Raw genomic sequence first — 20,493 nt, 5'->3', positions numbered from 1 at the left:
TCAGTCCTCCAGCTGTTTAACTACTTTTGCTGGATTACCGGCCACGATGGTATTTGCTGGTACATCTTTGGTTACGACCGCACTTGCAGCAACGATTGCCCCTTCACCAATTGTGACACCGGCAAGTACAGTCGCACCTGTACCAATCCAGGCGCCCTGTTTAATGATGATATCGCCTATTTGTGACTCGTCATCAGGCTCACCTATTGCTCGTCTTGCAGAGTTTAATGGATGCCCTGGAAACCCTGCTAAAAACACCCTGCCCGCTAAACGCACATCATCTTCAAGTACAATTTTACGGCCAACTGAAAAGGCATTTTGCCAACCTATATCCACATTACTGCCAATTATCAGTTTAGGTGTGTAATGGCCATGACTACGCCCACAAAATGTGCTGATACCGCTAATTCGGGTATTGTCATTACAACTTATTTCAAGTTTTCCTAAAATTTGAGGCATTCCTGAATACAGGTATAAATTAGCTTTTGAACCGCTAATTTGGCTTTTGAACAAGGGCGTATAGTAAAAAATTCGTCCAACTTCACTCAGCAATGTTTTTATCACTAAATGTAATTTATATAACAGTGAATGAAGGCCTGGGATCACCCACATTTGCGGATTGCGAATCGATTTGGCAATTTGAAAAAGCGATTTTGCAATTGCACTGTCGCTTGATTTAAGCCAGTGTTTAATTTGTTCACTCATGTGAGGTCTCCCTTTGTTTATCAATTACAAGCTTTTCTAACGCAATGGTTAAAGCAAGAATGATATAAATAGGCCATGTAAATGCTTGAGTTAAAAAGGTTCCTGATACCATAAAGCCAATTAAACCGCCTTTTAGCGCTTTAGCATTTACATCAATTTGTTCGTCTTTAATTTGCTTATTCATTAAAAACACACGGTTTAAGCTACGGTAAATACAGGCAATTACTAAGACAAAAATACATATGCCAACAAGGCCTGTTTCACCTAATACTTGAAACCATGTACTGTGTACTGCATGATTCTTGCCATCCCAATGCGGGCTATAAAAATAGTAATTAACAACAAAATTATTAACCCCGACGCCGGTCAATGGATTGTATATCGCCATATTGATGGCAGCTTGCCACGCATAAATACGGCCCATTGCTGATTCATCTACTCCCCCTTCGTGTGAGCCACCACTTTGCCTGTCTGCGATACCCGCAAATGCAACCATAGCTAACATGCCTACCGCACTAATACAGCCAACAACAATTGGGTTTTTAACTTTTTGATAAATGAAAAAACTAAGTACAGCAGCAATGCCGAGTAAACCACCTCGACTTTGCGTCGCAACTACGCCACTAATTGCCGTGATCAAACAGATAAAGGCGATGATACGTCTTAGTTTATGCGCATTTGAATCAAACACTTCGGCTGCTAAAAAAGACACTGGGAACATCATTACCAGCGATAAATCGTTTGGGTCACCTAGCTGTGAACGCAGCTCACGAGAAATTGTGACGCGGGTTCCTTCAACTAGACCAATACCATTCATTTTGTTACTCAGGGCAACCAAGGCAATAGCGGCTCCTGAGATCATGATGCCAATTCGTACCACATTAAAATGCTTTAACGTGTTCATCCACCAGGATATTGCAAACACCATAATCAGTACTTTTGTGAGTACACCAGACCAATATTCCATCGCTAAGCCACGATTTGAGGCACTAAAAACACAAACAGTGAGCCACACAAACCAAATGAAAAAGATTAGATGATTTGTATGCCAATGCGGTTTTAATTTTTGAGAGATAAATAAATGCCAAACAATCCCTAATAAAGAGGCCAACGCGAGTAACTTTGGAATTTTGAACGGCATCAAAAACGGAAATGCTTCGTGCAATCTAAAGTAGCTAAACAATATAAACAAAATGATAAACGCAACGCTTACCTTCACTGCCGTAAAAGCAGCAAAAGGTAATAACAATAAGGCAAATACGGCAATGGGACCTAGCAATGCGTAAGTCGCAACGACAAGTAAAGTGACCAAAATGCCATTAATGAATAGTTGATTTTGTTTATAGTAATTGAGCATATTGATGCCCCTTAACTAGACTTTTCATAACCTGCTTAAACAAGGTTTTATATTGAAATGAAAGGCCGACAAAATAGCAAAAGCAAACAACCCATTTAGCAAAACTGAGTTCGTTAAACCCTAGTGTGATAAGAACCATAGAGCCCAATGCTAACCAGCTCGGAATTAATGCCGCAAAATTTAACTGTAGAGGTTCGAAGTACTGACTAACTGAATATAAACAAACCAATTTGAAGCTTTGCATTACGATTAGTGCGAGGATTGCACCTTCGACACCTTGGTTTGGCACTAAAAAATGCAATAAGCTCAACCCAAGAAGTGCTGTTAAAAAGTTTATTATTGATACAAACACACCGTTTTTGTGCATGTAGCAGCCAATATTAACAATATCGCTGTGATGGCGAATAGCGACAACAATGATTAATAAAATCAGCCAACTATCTTTTCCATGATAGTCTGATGGTAGAACCGAATTAAGCGCGATTGGTGCAAGCAAGCTCATTAAAATACACATCGCTAACCCGGCATTTAAAGAGGTAATTGCATAACGTTGATATTGGCTTTTATCTTCTTTAATTAAACTAAATCGTTTAGCAAACCACCAAAGACGAATTGGCTCAAAGGTGAAGGATGTAATAATGGCAAATTGCGCAGCAACGTAATAGCTTGCCAAGACACTTTCATTAAACTGGGCAACAATAAACCAATTCTCTGCGCCATTTCCGGCATAAACAAAAAGGCCTGAAGCGATGATAGAGATTAAGAAAATCGTTTGCGATTTTTTGATTCGCCAGCTAAAGCGTGAGTAGCTAACCTTTAGGGCCGAACTCATATCATTCAGAGTTAAACACATAATAATGCACGTACAGGCAACGCCTGAAGCCATCACACCTGTCACGTTAAAGCCCAGAACGAGTAAAGTGATAGTTAAGCAGGTTTGCATGACTGCGTGAGCAATACTATAGAAACAATATTTTTGCGCATAGCCAAACAAACGATAATAGGTATAAGGGATCGAAAGTACTGATGCAAAACACAAATTAACAACGAGCAACCTAAAATCAAGCACACTAATTTGCGCAGGTAATAGGGAAATTATTTGTTCGGCAAATAAAAAACACCCAATTAAAAATACCGCACTAAATCCGATTGTTAATACTAACGAATCTCTAAATAACGCCATTTTCTCACGAAAAGAGGAGTATTGTTGTTTGAGCAATAGCTCTGGCAAGCCAAGTGAAACAATCAGAGAACATAACGCCGACATAGTGACTAAGAAATTAAGTTCGCCAAACTCACTTTTTTCTAAAAAGCGCGTGGTTATGGGTAACAAAATAAAGCCGAACCCTTTAACTGCAAGGATAGCTAAAGCAAAATAGCCAATTTGTTTTAAGTTACTCATAAAACCTCCCTATAAAGATTCAACCCATTTGGAAAGTTGCTCTGCTTGTTTAACGGCGTTGTAATGCTCGTTAACGTGTTGCTTCGCATTTTGACCAAGTAAATAGCGTTTATGAGGAGAAAGCTGATGGAATTTATACAGCATTTTACTGAGCCCAGAGATACTGCCGGGCATACACTTCATACCCACGTTTGGGGTTACAATTTCGTTTGCCCCCATCAAAGTAGTTGTTAATACAGGCAGGCCACAGGCCATGGCTTCTTTTAAGACCAACGGGCCCGTATCACGGTCGCCATTTTCTGCAACACAAAATGGGGCAATAAGTGCTGAGTAATAAATCAGGTTTGAGCTAACCCAATCATGGGGTTTTTCGCCTAAAAATCGAATAGATTTGCGGATCCCCAGTTCTTCTGCCATGTACATTAAATCGTTGAGCATTGGGCCGTCGCCCACAATGTCGAGCGTTATACCGAACTCTTTAGGAATATGTTTGAGTGCGGGTAAAAGAAATTGCAGCCCTTTCTTTTCAACAAGACGACCTATAAAAATTAATCGTACTGACTCATTGAGTGATGAAGGCACATATTTAAATTGGCTGGTATCAATACCACAATGAAGTAATTTAACATTGCTCTTTGAGAAGCGTTTAAATTGCATTGCCATTTCTTCACATACCGCAATCGAAAAATCGCAAAGCGCTAGTTTTGGTTTTAAATCGGCGTTGTTTACATAAACATCATGGCCATGACCTATCGACGACACAGTTATATCAGCCAGCTTTGCGGCGACTATGCCATAAGCAAGTGGCCCATGCATAAAATGACAATGTAGATGATCAATCTTCGCCGCTTTTATATATCGTGCAATTTGATAACCGTACGCAAGTAATGATTGGGTTGAAATTGATTTAAATTGAGCTGCAGTGTGAGCTGCTTTTACTAACTTATAAATATTTAGCATTGAAGGCAGTATTAATTTAAACGCCGGTTTAGTGATTTTTTTCACTTCAATAGCGCTGGTTAAGTTAATCAACACACTGGTTTTTTCGAAGGTGAGCACCGTCACCTTGTGCCCTGCGTTTAACAGCGCTTTTATTTCTGTTACCACAAAGGTTTCTGATGCAATCGGAAAGCTTGGGACTAATATAGCAATGTGCTTCATAAAAAACGCTCCTATAAAAACGGTTATAAGAGCTATGGCAAGTTCCATACCCGACAAAAAAGCCACTATATTCCCGAAATGAGATAAAAACATGCGTTGCATTTGCAAAATGCAACGCACAAAGAGAAAAGGCTGAGTAATTTAACAGAAAATACGGATTTAAAGCTGGCGTCTAAATTGCGTATCCTTTACTACGTGAAGAAATGCTTTTGGAGCATATAATGAACAGCCAAGTCAGTATTATCATTCCAAACTACAACTGCTTACAGTATTTAGATACTTGTATTAACAGCATTTATCAGCAAAAAAATGTGCAGTTCGAGATCATTATTGTCGATGATGGCTCTACTGATGGCAGTATCGACTACCTACAACAACTTGCTGCTGAAAAAAATGAAGTACGGATTTTTTGTCAACAACGTAAAGGTGTTGTTGCTGCAAGAAACCTTGCAATTACACAAGCAAACTCAGACTACCTTGCTTTTTTAGATGCCGATGATTATTGGTCTGCAGATAAGCTTGCTAGCCAACTTGCATTCCATCTTAAACATCCAGATTGTGTTTTAAGCTTCACAGACTATATGCATTTTAATGAACAGAATGAGGACATAATTGGGTGTTTCGACTATTGGCCTGAGTTTAAATGCAATAAAGAAAGTAAAGATTTCCAATTACTTGAAAACCCAATCAGCCAAATGATCACCACCAATATTGTTGGTACATCATCAGTAATGGTTAAACGTACAGGCATTGTTGATGTGGGTGGTTTTGACAATAAATTAAGTAGCGCACCGATTTAGATTGCTGGTTAAAAATAGCTAAACGCGGTGATGTCGCCTACTCAACTCTGTGTGCAATGCACTATTTAATGCGCGCCAATTCTATTACAGCAAACAGAGAGAACCGTTTAGCGGCGATGGTCGAAATTATAAATCGTAACCAATCTGTTGTATCAAACAATGAGCTTAAAAAAATTAAGGCGCGATTAAGTGAATGCTATGGCGAGTTTTATCGTGAGCTTGGGCATTATTCAAAAGCCTTAATGTATTCAAACAAAGCATTTTGGCTCTTTCCTCATAAACGAAACTTTAAACATATGCTCTATGATTTAAAGCACTTATTTGGAGTACATTCATGAAAAAAACCATAGTAATCATTGATGATGATGAAGCTATTTTACGATCGCTAAAACGACTGTTAGGTACCAATAACCATGTTATTTGTTTTAGCGATCCTTTATCTGCAATCGAGTTTGCGCAGCAAAACCCTATCAGCCTGGTCATATGTGACCTGCTGATGCCTGCAATTAGTGGTTTTGCTGTTTTAGAAGATATTAAACTGCTACAACCACACTGTTCTCGACTATTAATAACCGGTTACGCAGAACTTGAATCTTCGAAAAATGCATTAACGAATAATATTGCTAACATGATCACAGCTAAACCATGGGATAATTTTGAACTAACCATGCTAGTTGAAATATTAATTGAAAATAGCCACCTTAAAATTAATCAGGGATTATCAAACGTTAATTCGTATTGAAGTAATTTATGGTCGCTACCCTTTACTTGTAAAGTTTGCACACGCGATAAGCTTATGTCGTCACTTGCAAGGCAATGATCAATTGGCAAATCTGTAAAAGGTAAACTCGCTAATACCGAAGTGGCTGACCAACTGCCATAGTAACCCATGCTATTAAAGCAGGTGTTGTTTGTGTTAATGAAGTAGCGAGACCATGGAACTGTATTAAAATCGCCAGCAACTAGCCAACTGCCTTTCAAATTTTTAATTTCTGCATTAACTTCTGCCAAAACCCTATTACGCTGAGTCCACAAAGTGTGAGTCCTAGGTGATGGAGGATGCAAAAACACACTATTTAACATAACGTTATTGTTTAAAAAGCTGAGTTTTACGTAGCCAAGCTTTGGGTTGTCAAAGCGTTTAATTTGCTTTTGCACAATAGGCAGTTTAGAAATAACAATAATACCAAATGGCGCCCCTTCTACTTCGGCATAACCAAACACATGATATTGAGTGTTTAGCGTATCAAGAACATGGCGCTGAGTATCATTAAACTCAAACAGCACTAAGATATCGTTTCGTTCTTCTACAAAATGGGTTTTGATAATCTGTGATAAATTCGGATTACTATATTGCAAATTTATTTGCGCGATTTTGATATCAGTATTGTTAGCCTCTGTATCAGCTGAGTAAGGTTTAAAATGAAATAGAACTAAGCCAATACTTAAAGCAAGTAAACTCAAAGAGAGCTTTTTACTCCACCACAATAAAAAAACGGCGGGGACAAAACTACATACAATCAGCACGCCCCGTAAAGCAGCCGCTAAATCAAACAGGTAATTATCGAATTGATTAAAGGCTAACACTAATATAACTATATAACTGAATAAAAATAGTAAACGCATCACTCTCCCCCTTTGATTATTTATAGCTTCATATATTGTTTCTTGCTGAGAGATTCATATAACAAATTATAGTATGATGTGTTCTTTGCAGATGCAAAATTAAGTACCCGAAGGTACTTAACTCAGTTAACACTTTCAGACAGTTTTATTCGAAACCGTTGATCATTTTATCGCATACAACTGGCGTTGGTCTGTGATTATCATCAACCGCAACAAAAGTAAAGCTGCCAGAGATAGCTAAGTGTTTGTCATCTTTGTGCATTCTTTCTAAAAAGATTTCAACATCAACTTTAAGGCTGGTATTACCTACATGCACAACTTTCGAGATAAGCTCTGCAAATGTACCTGCTGGAATGGCTTCTTTAAAATCTACACGGTCAGACGAAATCGTTACTAGTGGCTTACGACAAAAACGTGTAGCTGCAATAAATGCTACTTCATCCATCCAAGCTAATGCGTCACCACCAAATAAAGTATTGTGGTGATTAGTACGGCCAGGAAAAACTGTTTTTGTAACTGATGTTGTTGAATCAGCAATACGCTTTGCAATAATAGCGTCACGATCGATTTGTTGTGTCATAGTCTCTACTTTTCATTAGCTAATGTGTCTTGCATCATTAGCGCAGGGTCAAGGCGTTCATTCTTCCAATTAAAACGCCAGTCTAAATGAGGGCCGGTTACGCGTCCGGTCGCGCCGATCTCCGCAATTTTATCGCCACGCTTAATTTCATCCCCTACTTTGACATCTAATTTGCTTAAATGAATATAGGTAGAAGTAACGCCATGGCCATGATCAAGAATTAAGGTACCACCAGAGTAATATAAGTCTGCATCAGCAAACACCACAGTACCGCTAACCGGCGCATATACTGGGCTACCTGTTTTATTGGCAATGTCTAAACCAAAATGAGGTCTGCGTGGTTCGCCATTAAAATAACGTTGGCTACCATAAACACCCGAGATCCGCCCCGTAGCTGGTTTATAAACAGGGTCTAAAAAGTATCGTAAATCCGAATTAACTTCGCGGGCTTTACGTACAGCCACAGCTTCACGGCTAATACGCTCAGACACTTCTTTTGGTGGCGAAACATACTTCTTTGCAACACCAGTAATTTTGTCAATTTTATAATCACGCTTAGTGATGACAATTGCTTGTTCGTGGCTAACACCTTTGCTGTCAGTCCAACTTAAGCTGTGATTTGTATCTGCATCACGGCCAAAGCCAAATACAAACTCACCTTGAGAAGATAGTTTAAGTGGCTCGCCATTGAAACTTACACTTTTAGCACCTTCGATTTGCCCAGTTACTAAGCCACCTTGAGTTAAATGTCCTTTTAATTCGACAGCAGTAGCTGAAAGTGAAAACACCCCAGCTAATATTGCTAACAGTAGTCCTTTACGCATAACTGATAGACCCTTTGCCAACACCTTCATAAGCCGTAATTTTTACTTCTGACTCTGGGTATTGGATTTTTACTTGAGAGCTTAAATAATCAGCAATGCACTCTACAGTAGTATCGCAAGGCAAAATGTCACAGCGTGATTTATCAATCGCCATTTCAAAATAGCCTTGTTGCGATGTATAAGCAAAACACACATCATTGTCATGTGCTGTTACGTGTTTAAGGTCTGCTTTGTTAATTTCATCTTCAGCAGTCGCTAAATAAATGTCTTCCCATTTATCTGCCCACTCTTTTTGTAAGCGCGGCATTGCCATCCCATCAAGACTAATACCTATTTGAGAGCGATGGCCATGAATAATACGCTGGCAATTACCGTCGTGCTTTTTAAGACCATGGCTATAGTGATAATAAAAACTTTGGCTATGCTCTGGGTATAATTTAATTTCGATCTTTTCGATGTTACTAGGCAGCTCTGGCATAATGGTTTTGATTAAAAACTCGGTTACCGACTTTTCATCAACAACATCTGCATCTATTAAACAAAATGCTTGGTTTGGAGCGCTCATAGCTAGGTGGTAATTATCACCAAAATGGCAATCTAGCACGCTGTGCTCAGCATGCTGTTTAAGTGAACCATTTAATTTGGCAGGCACTGCAAGTTTATGGTCGATACAGTTATCAATAATGCCCTTGATTTGCTTTTTAACTAAGCCAAAATCAAGCACCATCGACTCATCATTTAATTGGCCATGCAGAGTTAAATCCACAATCCAGCTCTCGCCAACTGCGCCGCGTTTATTACACAAGTAAGAAAAATCAATCACTGTCAGTGAGTTTACAAAAAGGATCATAAATTTCCTTTAGACTGGTTAAAGAATCACAGCAATTATAATGATTTTTACTTCACAATGCGCGGTTTTATCTCCCTTTATCGGCGACAGTTTAATTAAATGGTCATAAAACAGGCGAAAAATAGCAATTAATTAACTGCTCCGAGTTGTTTAGCGTACAAGTGTACGCTAAAGTACGGGGCAATTTCTAAGCGATGAATAAGAGTTATGGAACCTAAAAACAGCTATACAAAAGAAGAATTGGTCCTTTGTGGTCAAGGTGAAATGTTTGGTGAAGGCAACTGTCGTTTACCAAGTGACAACATGTTAATGATGGACCGCATTATCTCTATCACTGCTGACGGCGGTGAGCATGGTAAAGGTCAAATTGTTGCTGAACTAGATATCAACCCTGATCTTTGGTTCTTTGATTGTCACTTTAAAGGTGACCCGGTAATGCCTGGTTGTCTTGGCCTTGATGCAATGTGGCAATTAGTTGGTTTCTTCCTTGGCTGGTCTGGCGGCCCAGGTCTTGGCCGTGCACTAGGTGTAGGTGAAGTTAAATTCACAGGTCAAATCTTACCAACAGCTAAAAAAGTAACTTATCGTTTAGACATGAAGCGTGTTATTAAACGTAAATTATTCATGGGTATGGCTGATGGCACTGTAGAAGTTGATGGCCGCGTTATCTATGAAGCAAAAGATCTTAAAGTAGGTCTTTTCCAAGATACAACTGCATTCTAATATTGATGTGCAGATACAAAAAAGCCCCTAACTGGGGCTTTTTTGCGTAAATAAGGTGCCTATTTTAAGTTTTGAACATATTGCGGTTTTCAATAGCTTCTCGCCAGCCGCCTAACCATTCTGATTTAGGGTCGATTTGTTGATAAGGGCATTGTTCTTTAGAACGGCCTGCCAAGCCTGCTTTATAACCTTGAGAATGAGCTCTTTCTAAACGATCTCTTTTCTGTCTCTTCATAGGTAATATCCTCACCTTTTATATTTATAGATATGTAGCGAAATTGACATCTACATTTAATGAATAGTTAATAAAACTGTTAAATTCAAATAACAAAAAGCAATTAAATAAATTGACAAAAACTAACGTGCTGATGATCAAATGAATTAACATTTTAAATGACTAAGTGGTCGTACCTCTTCAACTAAAACCATCTATTAATACACTTAAATTCAGCTAAAAAGCTTACAGCTCTTTTTAGCGTCATTATTTGTGACCAACATCAATTTAGCAAAGTTCCCAATTAAATTGTAATCATGACAAATTTATGATGATTACAATTTAAGCAATTTAGTTCTTGCATATTAAAAACCAATCGGTCTAATATGATGTATGGAAACAAATAAGACCACGCCAAGCCGTCGCGGCAGGCCACCAAAAATAGCACGCTCAAATGCCGATACGCGCGCCCTGTTAATTAATACAGGTTTAGCTGTGTTAACCGAAAAAGGCTTTAGTGCGACCGGCATTGATTTAATCTTAAAATCTGCTCAAGTACCTAAAGGCTCTTTTTATCATTACTTCAAAAGTAAAAATGACTTTGGCTTAGCACTCATTGATGCGTATGACAGTTATTTTCAGGCCAAGTTAAAGCGCCATTTACTTAGCGATGAGATAAGTCCCCTTGAAAGAATAGTGTTGTTTGCCAATGATGCTAAACAAGGCATGGCAAAGTTTGAATTTTCGCGTGGTTGCTTAATAGGTAATTTAAATCAAGAACTCAGTCACCTTGATGAGCCGATGATTGACCGTATTAAGCAGGCTTACGCCAGCTGGCAAACTTTAATTGAGCAGTGCTTATTTGATGCTAAGCAGCAAAAGCAAATTCCTCAGGCATCAGATTGTAAAATGCTTGCTGAATTTTTTTGGATTGGCTGGGAAGGTGCGGTGATGCGTTCAAAACTTGATAAATCAAGTGAACCACTCACACTCTATACAGCGCAATTTTTACGTTTAATTTTATAAAGCCGTTTAGATGCGGTTTTATTTTAACCATTAAAAGACGATCGGTCTAAAAGGAGTCACCATGACAACATCAGTAAAATCGGTAGTTATCAACAAAGATGATCAAGGTTATCGTGCCGAATACACAGATTTCCCTGTAGAGAACATCCACCAGCACGAGGTAAATATTGATGTTGACTACAGTACATTGAATTACAAAGATGCCCTAGCCATTACAGGTAAAGGCCCTGTGGTAAGAACATTTCCTATGATCCCCGGAATTGACCTTGCAGGCACAGTAACAGACTCTAAAAGCGATGAATTTAAAGTAGGTGATAAAGTTCTGCTAAATGGCTTTGGTGTTGGGGAGAAATACTTAGGTGGTCTAAGTGAAAAAGCATCTATGAACGCTGATTGGCTTATTCCCCTCCCCGCTAATTTAACACCAAAACAGGCAATGCAAATTGGTACTGCTGGGTATACGGCAATGCTCAGTATTATTGCCTTAGAAAAGCAAGGTATCACACCACAAAGCGGCGAAATTCTCGTCACCGGAGCCAATGGTGGCGTGGGTAGTTTTGCTATCTATTTACTAAATAAACTTGGCTTTGATGTTGTTGCCACAACAGGCCGCATGAACGAAGAAGCGCACCTTGAAAAATTAGGTGCGAAACGTGTTTTATCTCGCGAAGAATTCTCATCACCTGGGAAACCACTCGCTAAAGAGCAATTCGCTGGCGCAATTGATTCTGTGGGTAGCCACACCCTTGCAAATGTGTGCGCATCGATTAAATACGGTGGTGTTGTAACTGCCTGTGGTTTAGCACAAGGTATGGACTTTCCGGCAACGGTAGCGCCGTTTATCCTTCGTGGTATTAGCTTAATGGGTATAGATAGTGTAATGCGCCCTAAAGTAGACCGAATTGAAGCATGGCAACGTTTAAGTGAGTTAGTTGAGGCGCAGTACCTAGATGCTATTTCGCAAGAAATTCCACTTTCTGAAGCCGTTGCAAATGCAGAAGCCCTATTAAAAGGTGAAATTCGCGGCCGTGTAGTAGTTAATTGTAAAGAATAAGCTCGAATATAAACATTCTTAGCAAGTTAGCTATAAAACTAGGGTAAAGGCAATTATACTTACCCTAGTTTTGTAATCCCGGAAAGTCTAATGAGTAATAAAGAAATTTTCAGCAATAACCCACTGCAAGGTGTTGGTATCGAGCAAGTCGTGACAGAACTTGTCGAGCAATATGGCTGGGAATTACTCCACGCCTATATGCGTTTGAACTGCTTTAAGAATAACCCAGATGTAAAATCTGCGGTTAAGTTTTTACGTAAAACCCAATGGGCACAAGAAAAAGTCGAGAACTTTTATTTGTATCGTCTTAAAAACTTACCACGCCCAGACGATGTAAACTACGAGCTGCCACCTCGAGATCGCGTGATCCCTGCAGATCAAAAACCAGGTGAACCGTGTGAGTTAAGTTTTACCGACGCTAAACGCATTCACGCAAAAAAAGAAGCCAAGCAACAAGCACGAACCCGAAAACAACGTTCAAGTGCAAGTAATCCTTGGGGTAATTAAGCTTTAAGTTTTGAGCTATAAGCTGTTAGTTGAAATAAGCCGCCTGTTAGGGCGGTTTTTTTATGTGAGTTAGCGAGTTAGCGAGTTAGCGAGTTAGCGAGTTAGCGAGTTAGCGAGTTAGCGAGTTAGCGAGTTAGCGAGTTAGCGAGTTAGCGAGTTAAGACTTGAAGGGCTATTTAAAGACGTCAATATTTTTGTTATTAATTTAAGGGTAACGTGATTATGTTAGACTGCTTTCATCATCATTAATGTCATTAAAAAAGGATGTGTATGTCTAACTACAACGAATCACCTGAACAAATCGCAAATGCAACGCAAGGTTATGTAATGCAACAAACAATGTTGCGCATTAAAGATCCAAAGCCTTCTTTAGATTTCTATCAAAATGTTTTAGGTATGAAGTTACTTGGTAAATATGACTTCCCAAAAATGGAGTTTACGCTGTACTTTTTAGGTTATGAGCAAGAAATGCCAAAAGGCAGCGATAAAGAAAAAGCACAGTGGGTATTTCGCCGCCCTGCTCTTATTGAGCTTACACATAATTGGGGCACAGAACACGACGACAGTTTTGCTGGTTACCATAGTGGTAATGATGAACCAAAAGGCTTTGGTCATATCGGTATTAGTGTGCCAGACGTGTACGCAGCATGCGAGCGTTTTGCAAAATACGATGTTGAGTTTGTAAAAAAACCAGACGATGGCTCGATGAAAGGCCTAGCCTTTATAAAAGACCCAGATGGCTATTGGATAGAGATACTCTCAGCTGAAGGGATCACTGAGATAATTGAAGAGCATAAGTAAGATTACACCTTAAATAACCTGCTATTTAGCAGGTTATTTATTTCATAAATTAGAAATATTAGAATCTAATTTCTAAAAATTAGAAAAACCACTACTTTCATCATCACTTGATACTGTAACTGAAAGCTCTTCATCTATGCTTTCAAAAACTAAAAAGTTTATTGGTTTACAACAAATTTGGCAATCTTCAATATACTTCTGATTTAAGTCTGCTGGCTCCAGTAAGATTTCTATTTGCTCTCCACAATACGGACAAGTAATCTTTTTCTCTGTTAATTGATCCATCAGCAAAACTCCTTACTATTGAGATCACTTTTAGTATCTTTGTTTAAATACATTCAACATGTAGTTATTAGTTTCATCAAAATGCTCAAAACACTTAGGAAGATATCCCCAAATTCTTATTGTTGTTTTACCTTTTTCGTAAGATAAACCTATCTTATCTAAAAGCTCTGATAAGCTCTCAGAGTGATCATGCTCTTTTATAGATTGATGCCTTCTGACGTCTACTATTTCTTCAATAAAGTATAAATCTAGCCACTTAACACCAATAAAAGGAAATGGTAAATGATAGCACCACTCACAATCCCACTCTGATATATGCCCAGTTACCCATTTCGAACGAAAAGGTGGTTTCCAATTTTTCCATTCTCGAACTTCACAGATGAGCTCATTCCACTTTGTATTGTTTGCAGCACCTACAAGATTCTGCATTTTGATAAATCTTAATGCATCAATTTTGTCTTTCTCACTAGCTGAAGCATCAGCCATAGGCAGAAGACTCATATATCTAACTCTCTTTTCGGATCTCTTGGATAAAACTCATCGGGCTGTTTAGTGCACAAATCAAATTCACGGGTATTTTTGTAAGGTAGCTTCATAAAGCCTGCCACACCTACATCTGTGATACTAACCGCGTATTGCATAAGCTTACTTAATAAGCGTTTAAATTCAGGCTCTTTACTGGCATCAAGCAGTCGATAGTAATGATGTATTTTCATCCTATCAGGTAAGGCTTCGAAAATAATACAGCCCGTATGATGTATTTGGTTAAGTTCAAATACGCACTTTATAACCTTTTGCGGGAGCTGTAATTGCTCATCTGGGTCTTTACCATCTTCAAAGTAAGAATGCGGTCTGGTTACGTCTGAGGCTTGTACATCCATCACTTCATAATCAAGCTCAGGTAAATGTTCAAATTTAAACGCACCTGTGCCATCCCGTTCGAGCTGAATGGTTTTACGCGCATCAAACAAGCAACATTTAAAGAGACCTTTTTGTTCAATCCCCTGTGCTAACATCACCGTGTTGTTAATCGCATCGGTAAACGCAGTGCCAAGCGTTTCATCATGCAAAATAAGAGAAGACTCAACAAACAGTGAGTTTTCTTTCCAATGAAAACTAAGGCCACCAACTACTGGGTATTTTGCTAATCGACTTATTGAGGCCAAAAATGCTTTTTCGGTGTCGCCGGTATCAAATAAAAACTCTTTGTAGTATCTGTCTAGTTGGGCATCGTTTACATCAAGTAATTGTTGATTATGGTCGGCTTGTCTTAAAAATTGCTTACGTGAGCTATAAACAACCGTGTCTGGGTGCTCATCAAACTCACTAAACCAATAAGGAATATAAGGGCGAATAACTTTACGGGGCAGCTCAGGTAAGTAAGCTTTAGCCATTGTAGGCATATTTCGCATAAAATAATCACCCGCCCCATCGCGAGTGGCTTTATCTTTAGAAAGCATACCGTCAATAACTCGGGCAAGCTCCATAGGTAAATTAAGACTTGTAGCCGGAATAACCGCAGCACCAAATCGGCAAGATTGTGCAGAGGCCAGTGCATAAAGAGTTGAAGCAACACCTTGCTCATCGAATCGTGGCGATGACTGCCCGCCCGACATTTGTTCATCACCAATAAAATACACATCCCCCATACGTGCATTGGTACTACTGATATCAGCAGACATAAGATCCATAAAGTTGCTGGTAACCGGATTACCATCAGCATCTATTTGTGCATAAACAGAGCTGCCCCAATCCACCAATGACAACTTATTGGTTTGTTCATCATAAACAATGTTAGAGGGCTTGATATCGCCATGCACAATTGGTTGCGGGCTTAAGCCATTTTTATGTTCACGTAAATCTACAAGCACATTACGTAGCCTAAGAGCCAGCGCCATAACTTTTTCTGCGCTAAAACGCCCCTGTTTGATAGAGATTTTTTCTAAGTCTTCACCTAGAGCGCGCTCCATCATTAAAATGCCTTGCTTTTTAATGCGCTCAAAGGCATAAAATTTTGGTACGAGTGGGTTTTTAACTTGCGAGAGCATGTACGCTTCGTCTTCTAAACGGTCACGTACACTTTGTGCAAGGGTTATCCGTGAAAACTTAAATACCCAAGGTAGGTTTTCATCATCAACACCGGCAAAAACAAATCCAAATGCACCAGAGCCAATTAGTTCAACGTCACTGTAACCAAGCAAGGTAAGTTGTTTAATACAAATGTTAAGCCATTGGCGATGCTTTTTAGCATCATGGTGAGACAGCAAATAAACAGACTGTTCTTCATTGATATAAAAATTGCGGATTTGTTTGGGATTCACTGCATCTCTCAAAGTTAAGCGGCTTTTAACCGCTTAATTATTGAATGCTAGGCAGTTAATTACAAGGCTTTTGCTCTTCGATGATCCAGCCTTGATCTTTCATAACCAGCTCAGATAATGCAAAGGTTAAGCAACAAAAGATAACCAACTCTAACAAGGTAAGAATATCAGCAGCAAAACACCAGCCTAACACCCCTGCTAATAAAAAGGGGATTGCTTTTAAATACCAAGCAATTTTTCGGGTTTTACCGTATGTGAGTTGGTAACTGTTAACTAGCTTGCTCTCACATTCTAATGAAATTACAGAAGAAAACTTCCTAAATAAAGTTACTGAAATCGTTAATTGGCAGGCTTTACCATCAATATTAAATTCATGAACAGATTTTGTTTTAAAGTTACGTGATTCTGCTATTAATTCACCGTCTACTTTCAGAACTTCTTTTCCTGAATAAGCTGAACCCCAGTATTCAATAAAATGTTCACCCAGTCTGAAGTTGGCTTTAATGCCTTTGCTCATTGAGACTGTAATGCCATCAGTGTTGATAAAAAATATCCTTATCATTATGAATTTAAAATACTTAAAAAATAAAAAAACGGCAAGCTAGGCTTACCGTTTTGGTACTTTCAATGGGTAAAGGGTTACCTTATGAAATTAAAGGCGAATACCACCATCAATTTCAACAACACGACCTGTAAAGAAGTCATTCTCTACAATGTATTGTGCTGTTTGAGCAATTTCTTCTGCTTCACCAAAACGACCCACTGGCGTTACTGCCATCATGCGTTGTTTTGCTTCTGGTTTCATTGCATCTGTCATTGCTGTGCGAATAACACCTGGTGCAATTGCACCAACACGGATACCAAAGCGACCTAATTCTTTCGCCCAACCCGTTGTCATCGCAACAACACCGGCTTTAGACGCTGCATAGTTTGTTTGGCCGATGTTACCAGCACGGGCAACACTCGACATATTAACAATTACACCGCCTTTGCCTGACTCAATCATGTGGCTCGCAGCTTCACGACCAGCTAAGAATACACCAGTTAGGTTCACATCAATTACAGATTGAAATTGAGCCAACGACATTTTATCAACTACTTTGCCTTCTTTTGCTTTGATAAACATACCATCGCGTAAGATACCCGCGTTGTTAATTAACACGCCGATATGGCCAAAGTCTTTGTTAATCGTGTTAAACGTTGCTACCACTGCGTCTTCGTCGGTCACATTAGCAGCATACGCCATCACTTTTGTGCCATGCTTGGCAAGCGCTGATACTGCAGTATCAAGTACGTCTTGTTGCATATCGATAAGGGCGATGTTCGCGCCAAGCGATGCAAATTTCTCGGCCATCGCAAAGCCTAAACCTTGCGCACCACCGGTAATTACGATGTTGTTGTTTTTAATTTCCACAACAATCTCCTACTTCGAGAATAATTTAAAAATAGCGCTAAAATCATCACTACCCGCACCTTGATGCTGAAGCATAGTGTATAGATTCTTCGCCATTGACCCCATTGGGGTAGATGAATTACTTTGCTGAGCCGCTTCCATAGCAAGACCTAAGTCTTTAGCCATTAAATCAACCATAAAGCCCGGTTTATAATCATTACTTGCTGGTGCTGTTTCCATTACACCAGGGCATGGGTTGTAAAGCTCAAGTGTCCAGTTACGACCAGAGCTTGCTGTCATGATGTCACTTAACACTTTTGGATCGAGCCCGTTGTTGATGCCCATTTGTAGCGCTTCGCTGGTACCAGCCATTAAAATGCTGAGCAGCATGTTGTTACAGATTTTTGCGACTTGGCCTGCACCAATATCACCAGCATGGAAGATGTTTTTACCCATATCAACTAAAGCAAGCTTAGCTTTTTCAAAGTGGCTTTGCTCACCACCGACGATAAAGGTTAAAGTGCCCGCTGTTGCACCTGCAACACCACCTGATACCGGCGCATCAACAAAATCAATACCTTTTTGAGCAAGCTCGCTACCCACTTGACGTGCTGATTCTGCATCAATGGTTGAGCAGTCAATCACTAAGGTTTTGCTATCAAGTAAGTTAATAAGACCCGTTTCACCTAAGTAAAGCGATTTAACGTGTTTGCTTGCCGGTAGCATACTGATAAAAATATCAGCACCAATGGCACATTCAGCCGCATCGTTTGCAGCAATTGCACCTTTATCGGCAAGCTCATTAACCGCTGCTTTATTTAAGTCAAACACGCGAACTGTATGACCTGCATTGACAAGGTTTGCCGCCATTGGGCCACCCATGTTGCCTAAACCAATAAATCCTATTGTTAATTTAGCCATTTGTTTACCCCTTTGACTTAAGATGACGTTAATGAGTTAAGTGGGTGAGATTGCTCATCCCAGCGTGCTGTAAAGAAGCTATCTACAACTGCTTCGTCGATATCGCTAAGCGATTTAAACTGCCAGTTAGGTGCACCGTCTTTGTCGATTAGTAGCGCACGAACGCCCTCTTGGAACTCACCTAGTTCGCCACAGCGTACTGACATACCCAGCTCCATTTTAAAGCACTGTGCTAATGTCATCTCTTTTGAATTAGCTAATTGACGTTCAACCAGCGCACAACTAAGCGGACAACCATGCGCTAATGACTTTTGCGCACGGGTAAGCCATTTATCTTCGGTTTCTAAGCTTTGGATGTAGTCAACTTTGCCCTGCAGTGAGTCAAATTCAGCCAGCTTTTGAATAACCTCAAGGTTATCTTTTACGTTACCTTTAGGGACACGACCTGAAATATTATCAATAGAGATTAGAATGTTAGTCAGCTTTTCGTGATTTAATGAGGCTGTTTTTCCCCACTTTTCAGCTGTGATAGCCGTTAAAATAGCGTCATATTTATCTGCTGTTGCATAGTGATCAGCAAGATTAACAAACAATGCATCTTCAGCATTGATAGACGCAGCAGTTAAACCTAAGAATAGGCCCACTTGCTCAGGCATTTTATGTAAGAAATAACTACCGCCAACATCTGGGTATAAACCAATGGTTAGCTCAGGCATTGCGATACGCGATGTTTCGGTTACCACACGGTGACTTGCCCCAGCCATTAAGCCAAGGCCGCCACCCATGACTATGCCATTTCCCCAAAGTAATATTGGCTTTTCATAGCAGTGAATTAGGTAGTCTAATTTGTACTCATGGGTAAAAAAGTCTTCAATGTAGTTAGCAGGCTCACCTGTGCTCATTGCTTTATGTAGGCTTACTACATCGCCACCAGCACAAAATGCTTTTTCGCCAGCCCCTTTTAGAATAACCATGGCAACTGCGTCATCGTCAGCCCATTTTCTAAGCTGCGGCTCAAGCAATTGGATCATGTCGTAATTTAAGGCATTTAACGACTTAGGCGCATTGAGTGTCGCAATTGCAATGAGGCCGCTTTCGGCCTCTGCAGTTTCAAACACCACAGGCGCATCTTGATGATTTAGTAGTGTTACGTTAGTCATTAGCCATTTACCCAATTAGCTTTACGCTTTTCTAAGAACGCATTCACGCCTTCTTTTTGGTCTTGCGTATCAAATAATTGTACAAATAACTCACGCTCTAATGGCAATGCATGAGCCATAGGTTGTGTGCGACCTTTTTGAATAAGCTCTTTACATGCAGTCACAGCAACCGGGCTTTGTTCGCCAACTTGGTTAGCAAGTTTCATTGCCGCAGCTAAACTTTCGCCAGTGCCAACCACTTCTTCAACAAGGCCAATTTCACGTGCTTTGTCTGCTTTTAAGCGCTCACCACATAAAATCATGCGTTTTGCCCAGCCTTCACCAACAAGCCATGCAAGGTTTTGCGTACCGCCAGCACAAGGCAGTAAGCCAACTTTCGCTTCAGGTAGTGCCATTTGAGCTTGCTCTTCAGCAATACGAATATCACACGCAAGAGCCACTTCAAGACCACCGCCCATGGCATAACCATTAATAGCCGCGATTGATACACCACGGAAATTGGTTAACGCTTCAAATGCATCACCAAACACTTTTGACATAGTGGCAGCAACGCCTTTGTCACCGCTGGCAAACACGTTTAAATCAGCACCTGCGCTAAAGAACTTTTCACCTTGGCCTGTAATCACTAATGCATACACATTTTTGTTGGCATTTAGCTCAGTTACAGTGTCTTTAAGCGCGGTTAATGTATCTTGTGTCCAGGTATTCGCTGGCGGGTTATTCATGGTTAAAACCGCTACGTTACCTTCAATATTTAAATCAATCGATGGATTAGACATAGGT

25 protein-coding genes are annotated in these 20,493 nt (G+C 39.8%); 8 read left to right on the top strand and 17 right to left on the bottom strand.

The genetic code is table 11. From position 1 onward, the window contains the following. The 4 genes from C2M25_RS04480 to C2M25_RS04465 are packed head-to-tail and all read right to left on the bottom strand — an operon-like array spanning window position 1 to window position 4,625. Window positions 1–705, bottom strand: a complete 705-nt coding sequence (locus C2M25_RS04480) for an acyltransferase (protein ID WP_105174117.1) — start codon at window positions 703–705, stop codon at window positions 1–3. Next, the gene (locus C2M25_RS04475; protein ID WP_105180510.1) at window positions 698–2,062 is read right to left on the bottom strand and encodes an O-antigen ligase family protein; all 1,365 of its coding nucleotides are present in this window, start codon (window positions 2,060–2,062) and stop codon (window positions 698–700) included. Before C2M25_RS04475 ends, C2M25_RS04480 begins: the two co-directional genes overlap by 8 nt. Then, window positions 2,046–3,464, bottom strand: a complete 1,419-nt coding sequence (locus C2M25_RS04470; RefSeq protein WP_105180509.1) for a lipopolysaccharide biosynthesis protein — start codon at window positions 3,462–3,464, stop codon at window positions 2,046–2,048. The genes C2M25_RS04475 and C2M25_RS04470 overlap by 17 nt, the downstream gene beginning before the upstream one ends. Window positions 3,465–3,473: 9 nt before the next feature. After that, window positions 3,474–4,625 (bottom strand): glycosyltransferase, encoded by a 1,152-nt coding sequence (locus C2M25_RS04465; protein ID WP_105180508.1) that lies wholly within the window; start codon window positions 4,623–4,625, stop codon window positions 3,474–3,476. Between the two features lie 221 nt (window positions 4,626–4,846). Here C2M25_RS04465 and C2M25_RS21940 point away from each other — a divergent pair, with 221 nt between their 5' ends. The 3 genes from C2M25_RS21940 to C2M25_RS04455 all read left to right on the top strand — a co-directional run bounded on the left by C2M25_RS21940 (window position 4,847) and on the right by C2M25_RS04455 (window position 6,167). Next, the gene (locus tag C2M25_RS21940; RefSeq protein ID WP_234003528.1) at window positions 4,847–5,425 is read left to right on the top strand and encodes a glycosyltransferase family 2 protein; all 579 of its coding nucleotides are present in this window, start codon (window positions 4,847–4,849) and stop codon (window positions 5,423–5,425) included. A gap of 68 nt (window positions 5,426–5,493) precedes the next feature. Continuing rightward, entirely contained in the window at window positions 5,494–5,763 is a 270-nt protein-coding gene (locus C2M25_RS21935) for a hypothetical protein (protein WP_234003527.1), read from the top strand. Then, complete coding sequence (locus C2M25_RS04455; RefSeq protein WP_105180507.1) at window positions 5,760–6,167, top strand: response regulator; 408 nt, start codon at window positions 5,760–5,762, stop codon at window positions 6,165–6,167. The genes C2M25_RS21935 and C2M25_RS04455 overlap by 4 nt, the downstream gene beginning before the upstream one ends. On the opposite strand, the gene C2M25_RS04450 is transcribed toward C2M25_RS04455, so the two are convergent. The 4 genes from C2M25_RS04450 to C2M25_RS04435 all read right to left on the bottom strand — a co-directional run bounded on the left by C2M25_RS04450 (window position 6,137) and on the right by C2M25_RS04435 (window position 9,305). Continuing rightward, a complete protein-coding gene (locus tag C2M25_RS04450) occupies window positions 6,137–7,051 on the bottom strand; it encodes an endonuclease/exonuclease/phosphatase family protein (RefSeq protein WP_105174112.1) in 915 nt (304 codons plus the stop codon). The genes C2M25_RS04455 and C2M25_RS04450 overlap by 31 nt on opposite strands. A gap of 145 nt (window positions 7,052–7,196) precedes the next feature. Next, window positions 7,197–7,631, bottom strand: a complete 435-nt coding sequence (locus C2M25_RS04445) for an acyl-CoA thioesterase (RefSeq protein WP_063705312.1) — start codon at window positions 7,629–7,631, stop codon at window positions 7,197–7,199. 5 nt (window positions 7,632–7,636) lie between these two features. Beyond that, entirely contained in the window at window positions 7,637–8,455 is an 819-nt protein-coding gene (locus C2M25_RS04440) for a M23 family metallopeptidase (protein ID WP_105180506.1), read from the bottom strand. Next, on the bottom strand, window positions 8,448–9,305 hold the full coding sequence (locus C2M25_RS04435) for a 6-carboxytetrahydropterin synthase (protein WP_105180505.1): 858 nt from the start codon (window positions 9,303–9,305) through the stop codon (window positions 8,448–8,450). Before C2M25_RS04435 ends, C2M25_RS04440 begins: the two co-directional genes overlap by 8 nt. 207 nt (window positions 9,306–9,512) lie before the next feature. Here C2M25_RS04435 and fabA point away from each other — a divergent pair, with 207 nt between their 5' ends. Beyond that, window positions 9,513–10,028, top strand: a complete 516-nt coding sequence (gene fabA, locus C2M25_RS04430) for a bifunctional 3-hydroxydecanoyl-ACP dehydratase/trans-2-decenoyl-ACP isomerase (RefSeq protein ID WP_063705319.1) — start codon at window positions 9,513–9,515, stop codon at window positions 10,026–10,028. Between the two features lie 64 nt (window positions 10,029–10,092). Here fabA and rmf read toward each other — a convergent pair whose 3' ends face one another. Next, window positions 10,093–10,263, bottom strand: coding sequence for a ribosome modulation factor (rmf, locus tag C2M25_RS04425; RefSeq protein WP_036968408.1), 171 nt, complete (start codon window positions 10,261–10,263; stop codon window positions 10,093–10,095). 372 nt (window positions 10,264–10,635) lie between these two features. On the opposite strand from rmf, the gene acuR reads away from it, so the two are divergent. The 4 genes from acuR to gloA all read left to right on the top strand — a co-directional run bounded on the left by acuR (window position 10,636) and on the right by gloA (window position 13,630). Next, a complete protein-coding gene (acuR, locus tag C2M25_RS04420) occupies window positions 10,636–11,268 on the top strand; it encodes an acrylate utilization transcriptional regulator AcuR (protein WP_063705322.1) in 633 nt (210 codons plus the stop codon). A 61-nt stretch (window positions 11,269–11,329) separates the two neighbouring features. Continuing rightward, window positions 11,330–12,322, top strand: a complete 993-nt coding sequence (gene acuI / locus C2M25_RS04415) for an acrylyl-CoA reductase (NADPH) (protein ID WP_105180504.1) — start codon at window positions 11,330–11,332, stop codon at window positions 12,320–12,322. Between the two features lie 90 nt (window positions 12,323–12,412). Further along, window positions 12,413–12,829 (top strand): VF530 family DNA-binding protein, encoded by a 417-nt coding sequence (locus tag C2M25_RS04410; RefSeq protein WP_105180503.1) that lies wholly within the window; start codon window positions 12,413–12,415, stop codon window positions 12,827–12,829. A gap of 270 nt (window positions 12,830–13,099) precedes the next feature. After that, on the top strand, window positions 13,100–13,630 hold the full coding sequence (gene gloA / locus C2M25_RS04405; protein ID WP_063705331.1) for a lactoylglutathione lyase: 531 nt from the start codon (window positions 13,100–13,102) through the stop codon (window positions 13,628–13,630). Window positions 13,631–13,702: 72 nt separating this feature from the next. Here gloA and C2M25_RS04400 read toward each other — a convergent pair whose 3' ends face one another. The 8 genes from C2M25_RS04400 to C2M25_RS04365 form a co-directional block, all read right to left on the bottom strand. Further along, window positions 13,703–13,915, bottom strand: coding sequence for a CPXCG motif-containing cysteine-rich protein (locus C2M25_RS04400; RefSeq protein WP_105180502.1), 213 nt, complete (start codon window positions 13,913–13,915; stop codon window positions 13,703–13,705). A 30-nt stretch (window positions 13,916–13,945) separates the two neighbouring features. Beyond that, window positions 13,946–14,401, bottom strand: a complete 456-nt coding sequence (locus C2M25_RS04395; RefSeq protein WP_234003526.1) for a DUF6678 family protein — start codon at window positions 14,399–14,401, stop codon at window positions 13,946–13,948. Window positions 14,402–14,412: 11 nt separating this feature from the next. Next, window positions 14,413–16,236 (bottom strand): protein kinase domain-containing protein, encoded by a 1,824-nt coding sequence (locus tag C2M25_RS04390; protein WP_105180537.1) that lies wholly within the window; start codon window positions 16,234–16,236, stop codon window positions 14,413–14,415. 55 nt (window positions 16,237–16,291) lie between these two features. Continuing rightward, window positions 16,292–16,753 carry a hypothetical protein gene (locus C2M25_RS04385; protein WP_105180500.1) on the bottom strand — a complete coding sequence of 154 codons (462 nt, stop codon included), beginning with the start codon at window positions 16,751–16,753 and terminating at the stop codon, window positions 16,292–16,294. Window positions 16,754–16,888: 135 nt separating this feature from the next. After that, on the bottom strand, window positions 16,889–17,650 hold the full coding sequence (locus C2M25_RS04380; protein WP_105180499.1) for an SDR family oxidoreductase: 762 nt from the start codon (window positions 17,648–17,650) through the stop codon (window positions 16,889–16,891). Between the two features lie 9 nt (window positions 17,651–17,659). Next, the gene (gene mmsB / locus C2M25_RS04375) at window positions 17,660–18,550 is read right to left on the bottom strand and encodes a 3-hydroxyisobutyrate dehydrogenase (RefSeq protein ID WP_063705355.1); all 891 of its coding nucleotides are present in this window, start codon (window positions 18,548–18,550) and stop codon (window positions 17,660–17,662) included. Window positions 18,551–18,567: 17 nt separating this feature from the next. Continuing rightward, entirely contained in the window at window positions 18,568–19,710 is a 1,143-nt protein-coding gene (locus C2M25_RS04370) for an enoyl-CoA hydratase/isomerase family protein (RefSeq protein ID WP_105180498.1), read from the bottom strand. Continuing rightward, window positions 19,710–20,489 carry an enoyl-CoA hydratase gene (locus C2M25_RS04365; RefSeq protein WP_105180497.1) on the bottom strand — a complete coding sequence of 260 codons (780 nt, stop codon included), beginning with the start codon at window positions 20,487–20,489 and terminating at the stop codon, window positions 19,710–19,712. Before C2M25_RS04365 ends, C2M25_RS04370 begins: the two co-directional genes overlap by 1 nt. Window positions 20,490–20,493 lie beyond the last annotated feature (4 nt).

Origin of the sequence: Pseudoalteromonas sp. T1lg21 (assembly GCF_002964625.1) — a bacterium.
Lineage (GTDB): Bacteria > Pseudomonadota > Gammaproteobacteria > Enterobacterales > Alteromonadaceae > Pseudoalteromonas > Pseudoalteromonas gelatinilytica.
This window is presented reverse-complemented; position numbering and strand designations above follow the sequence as displayed.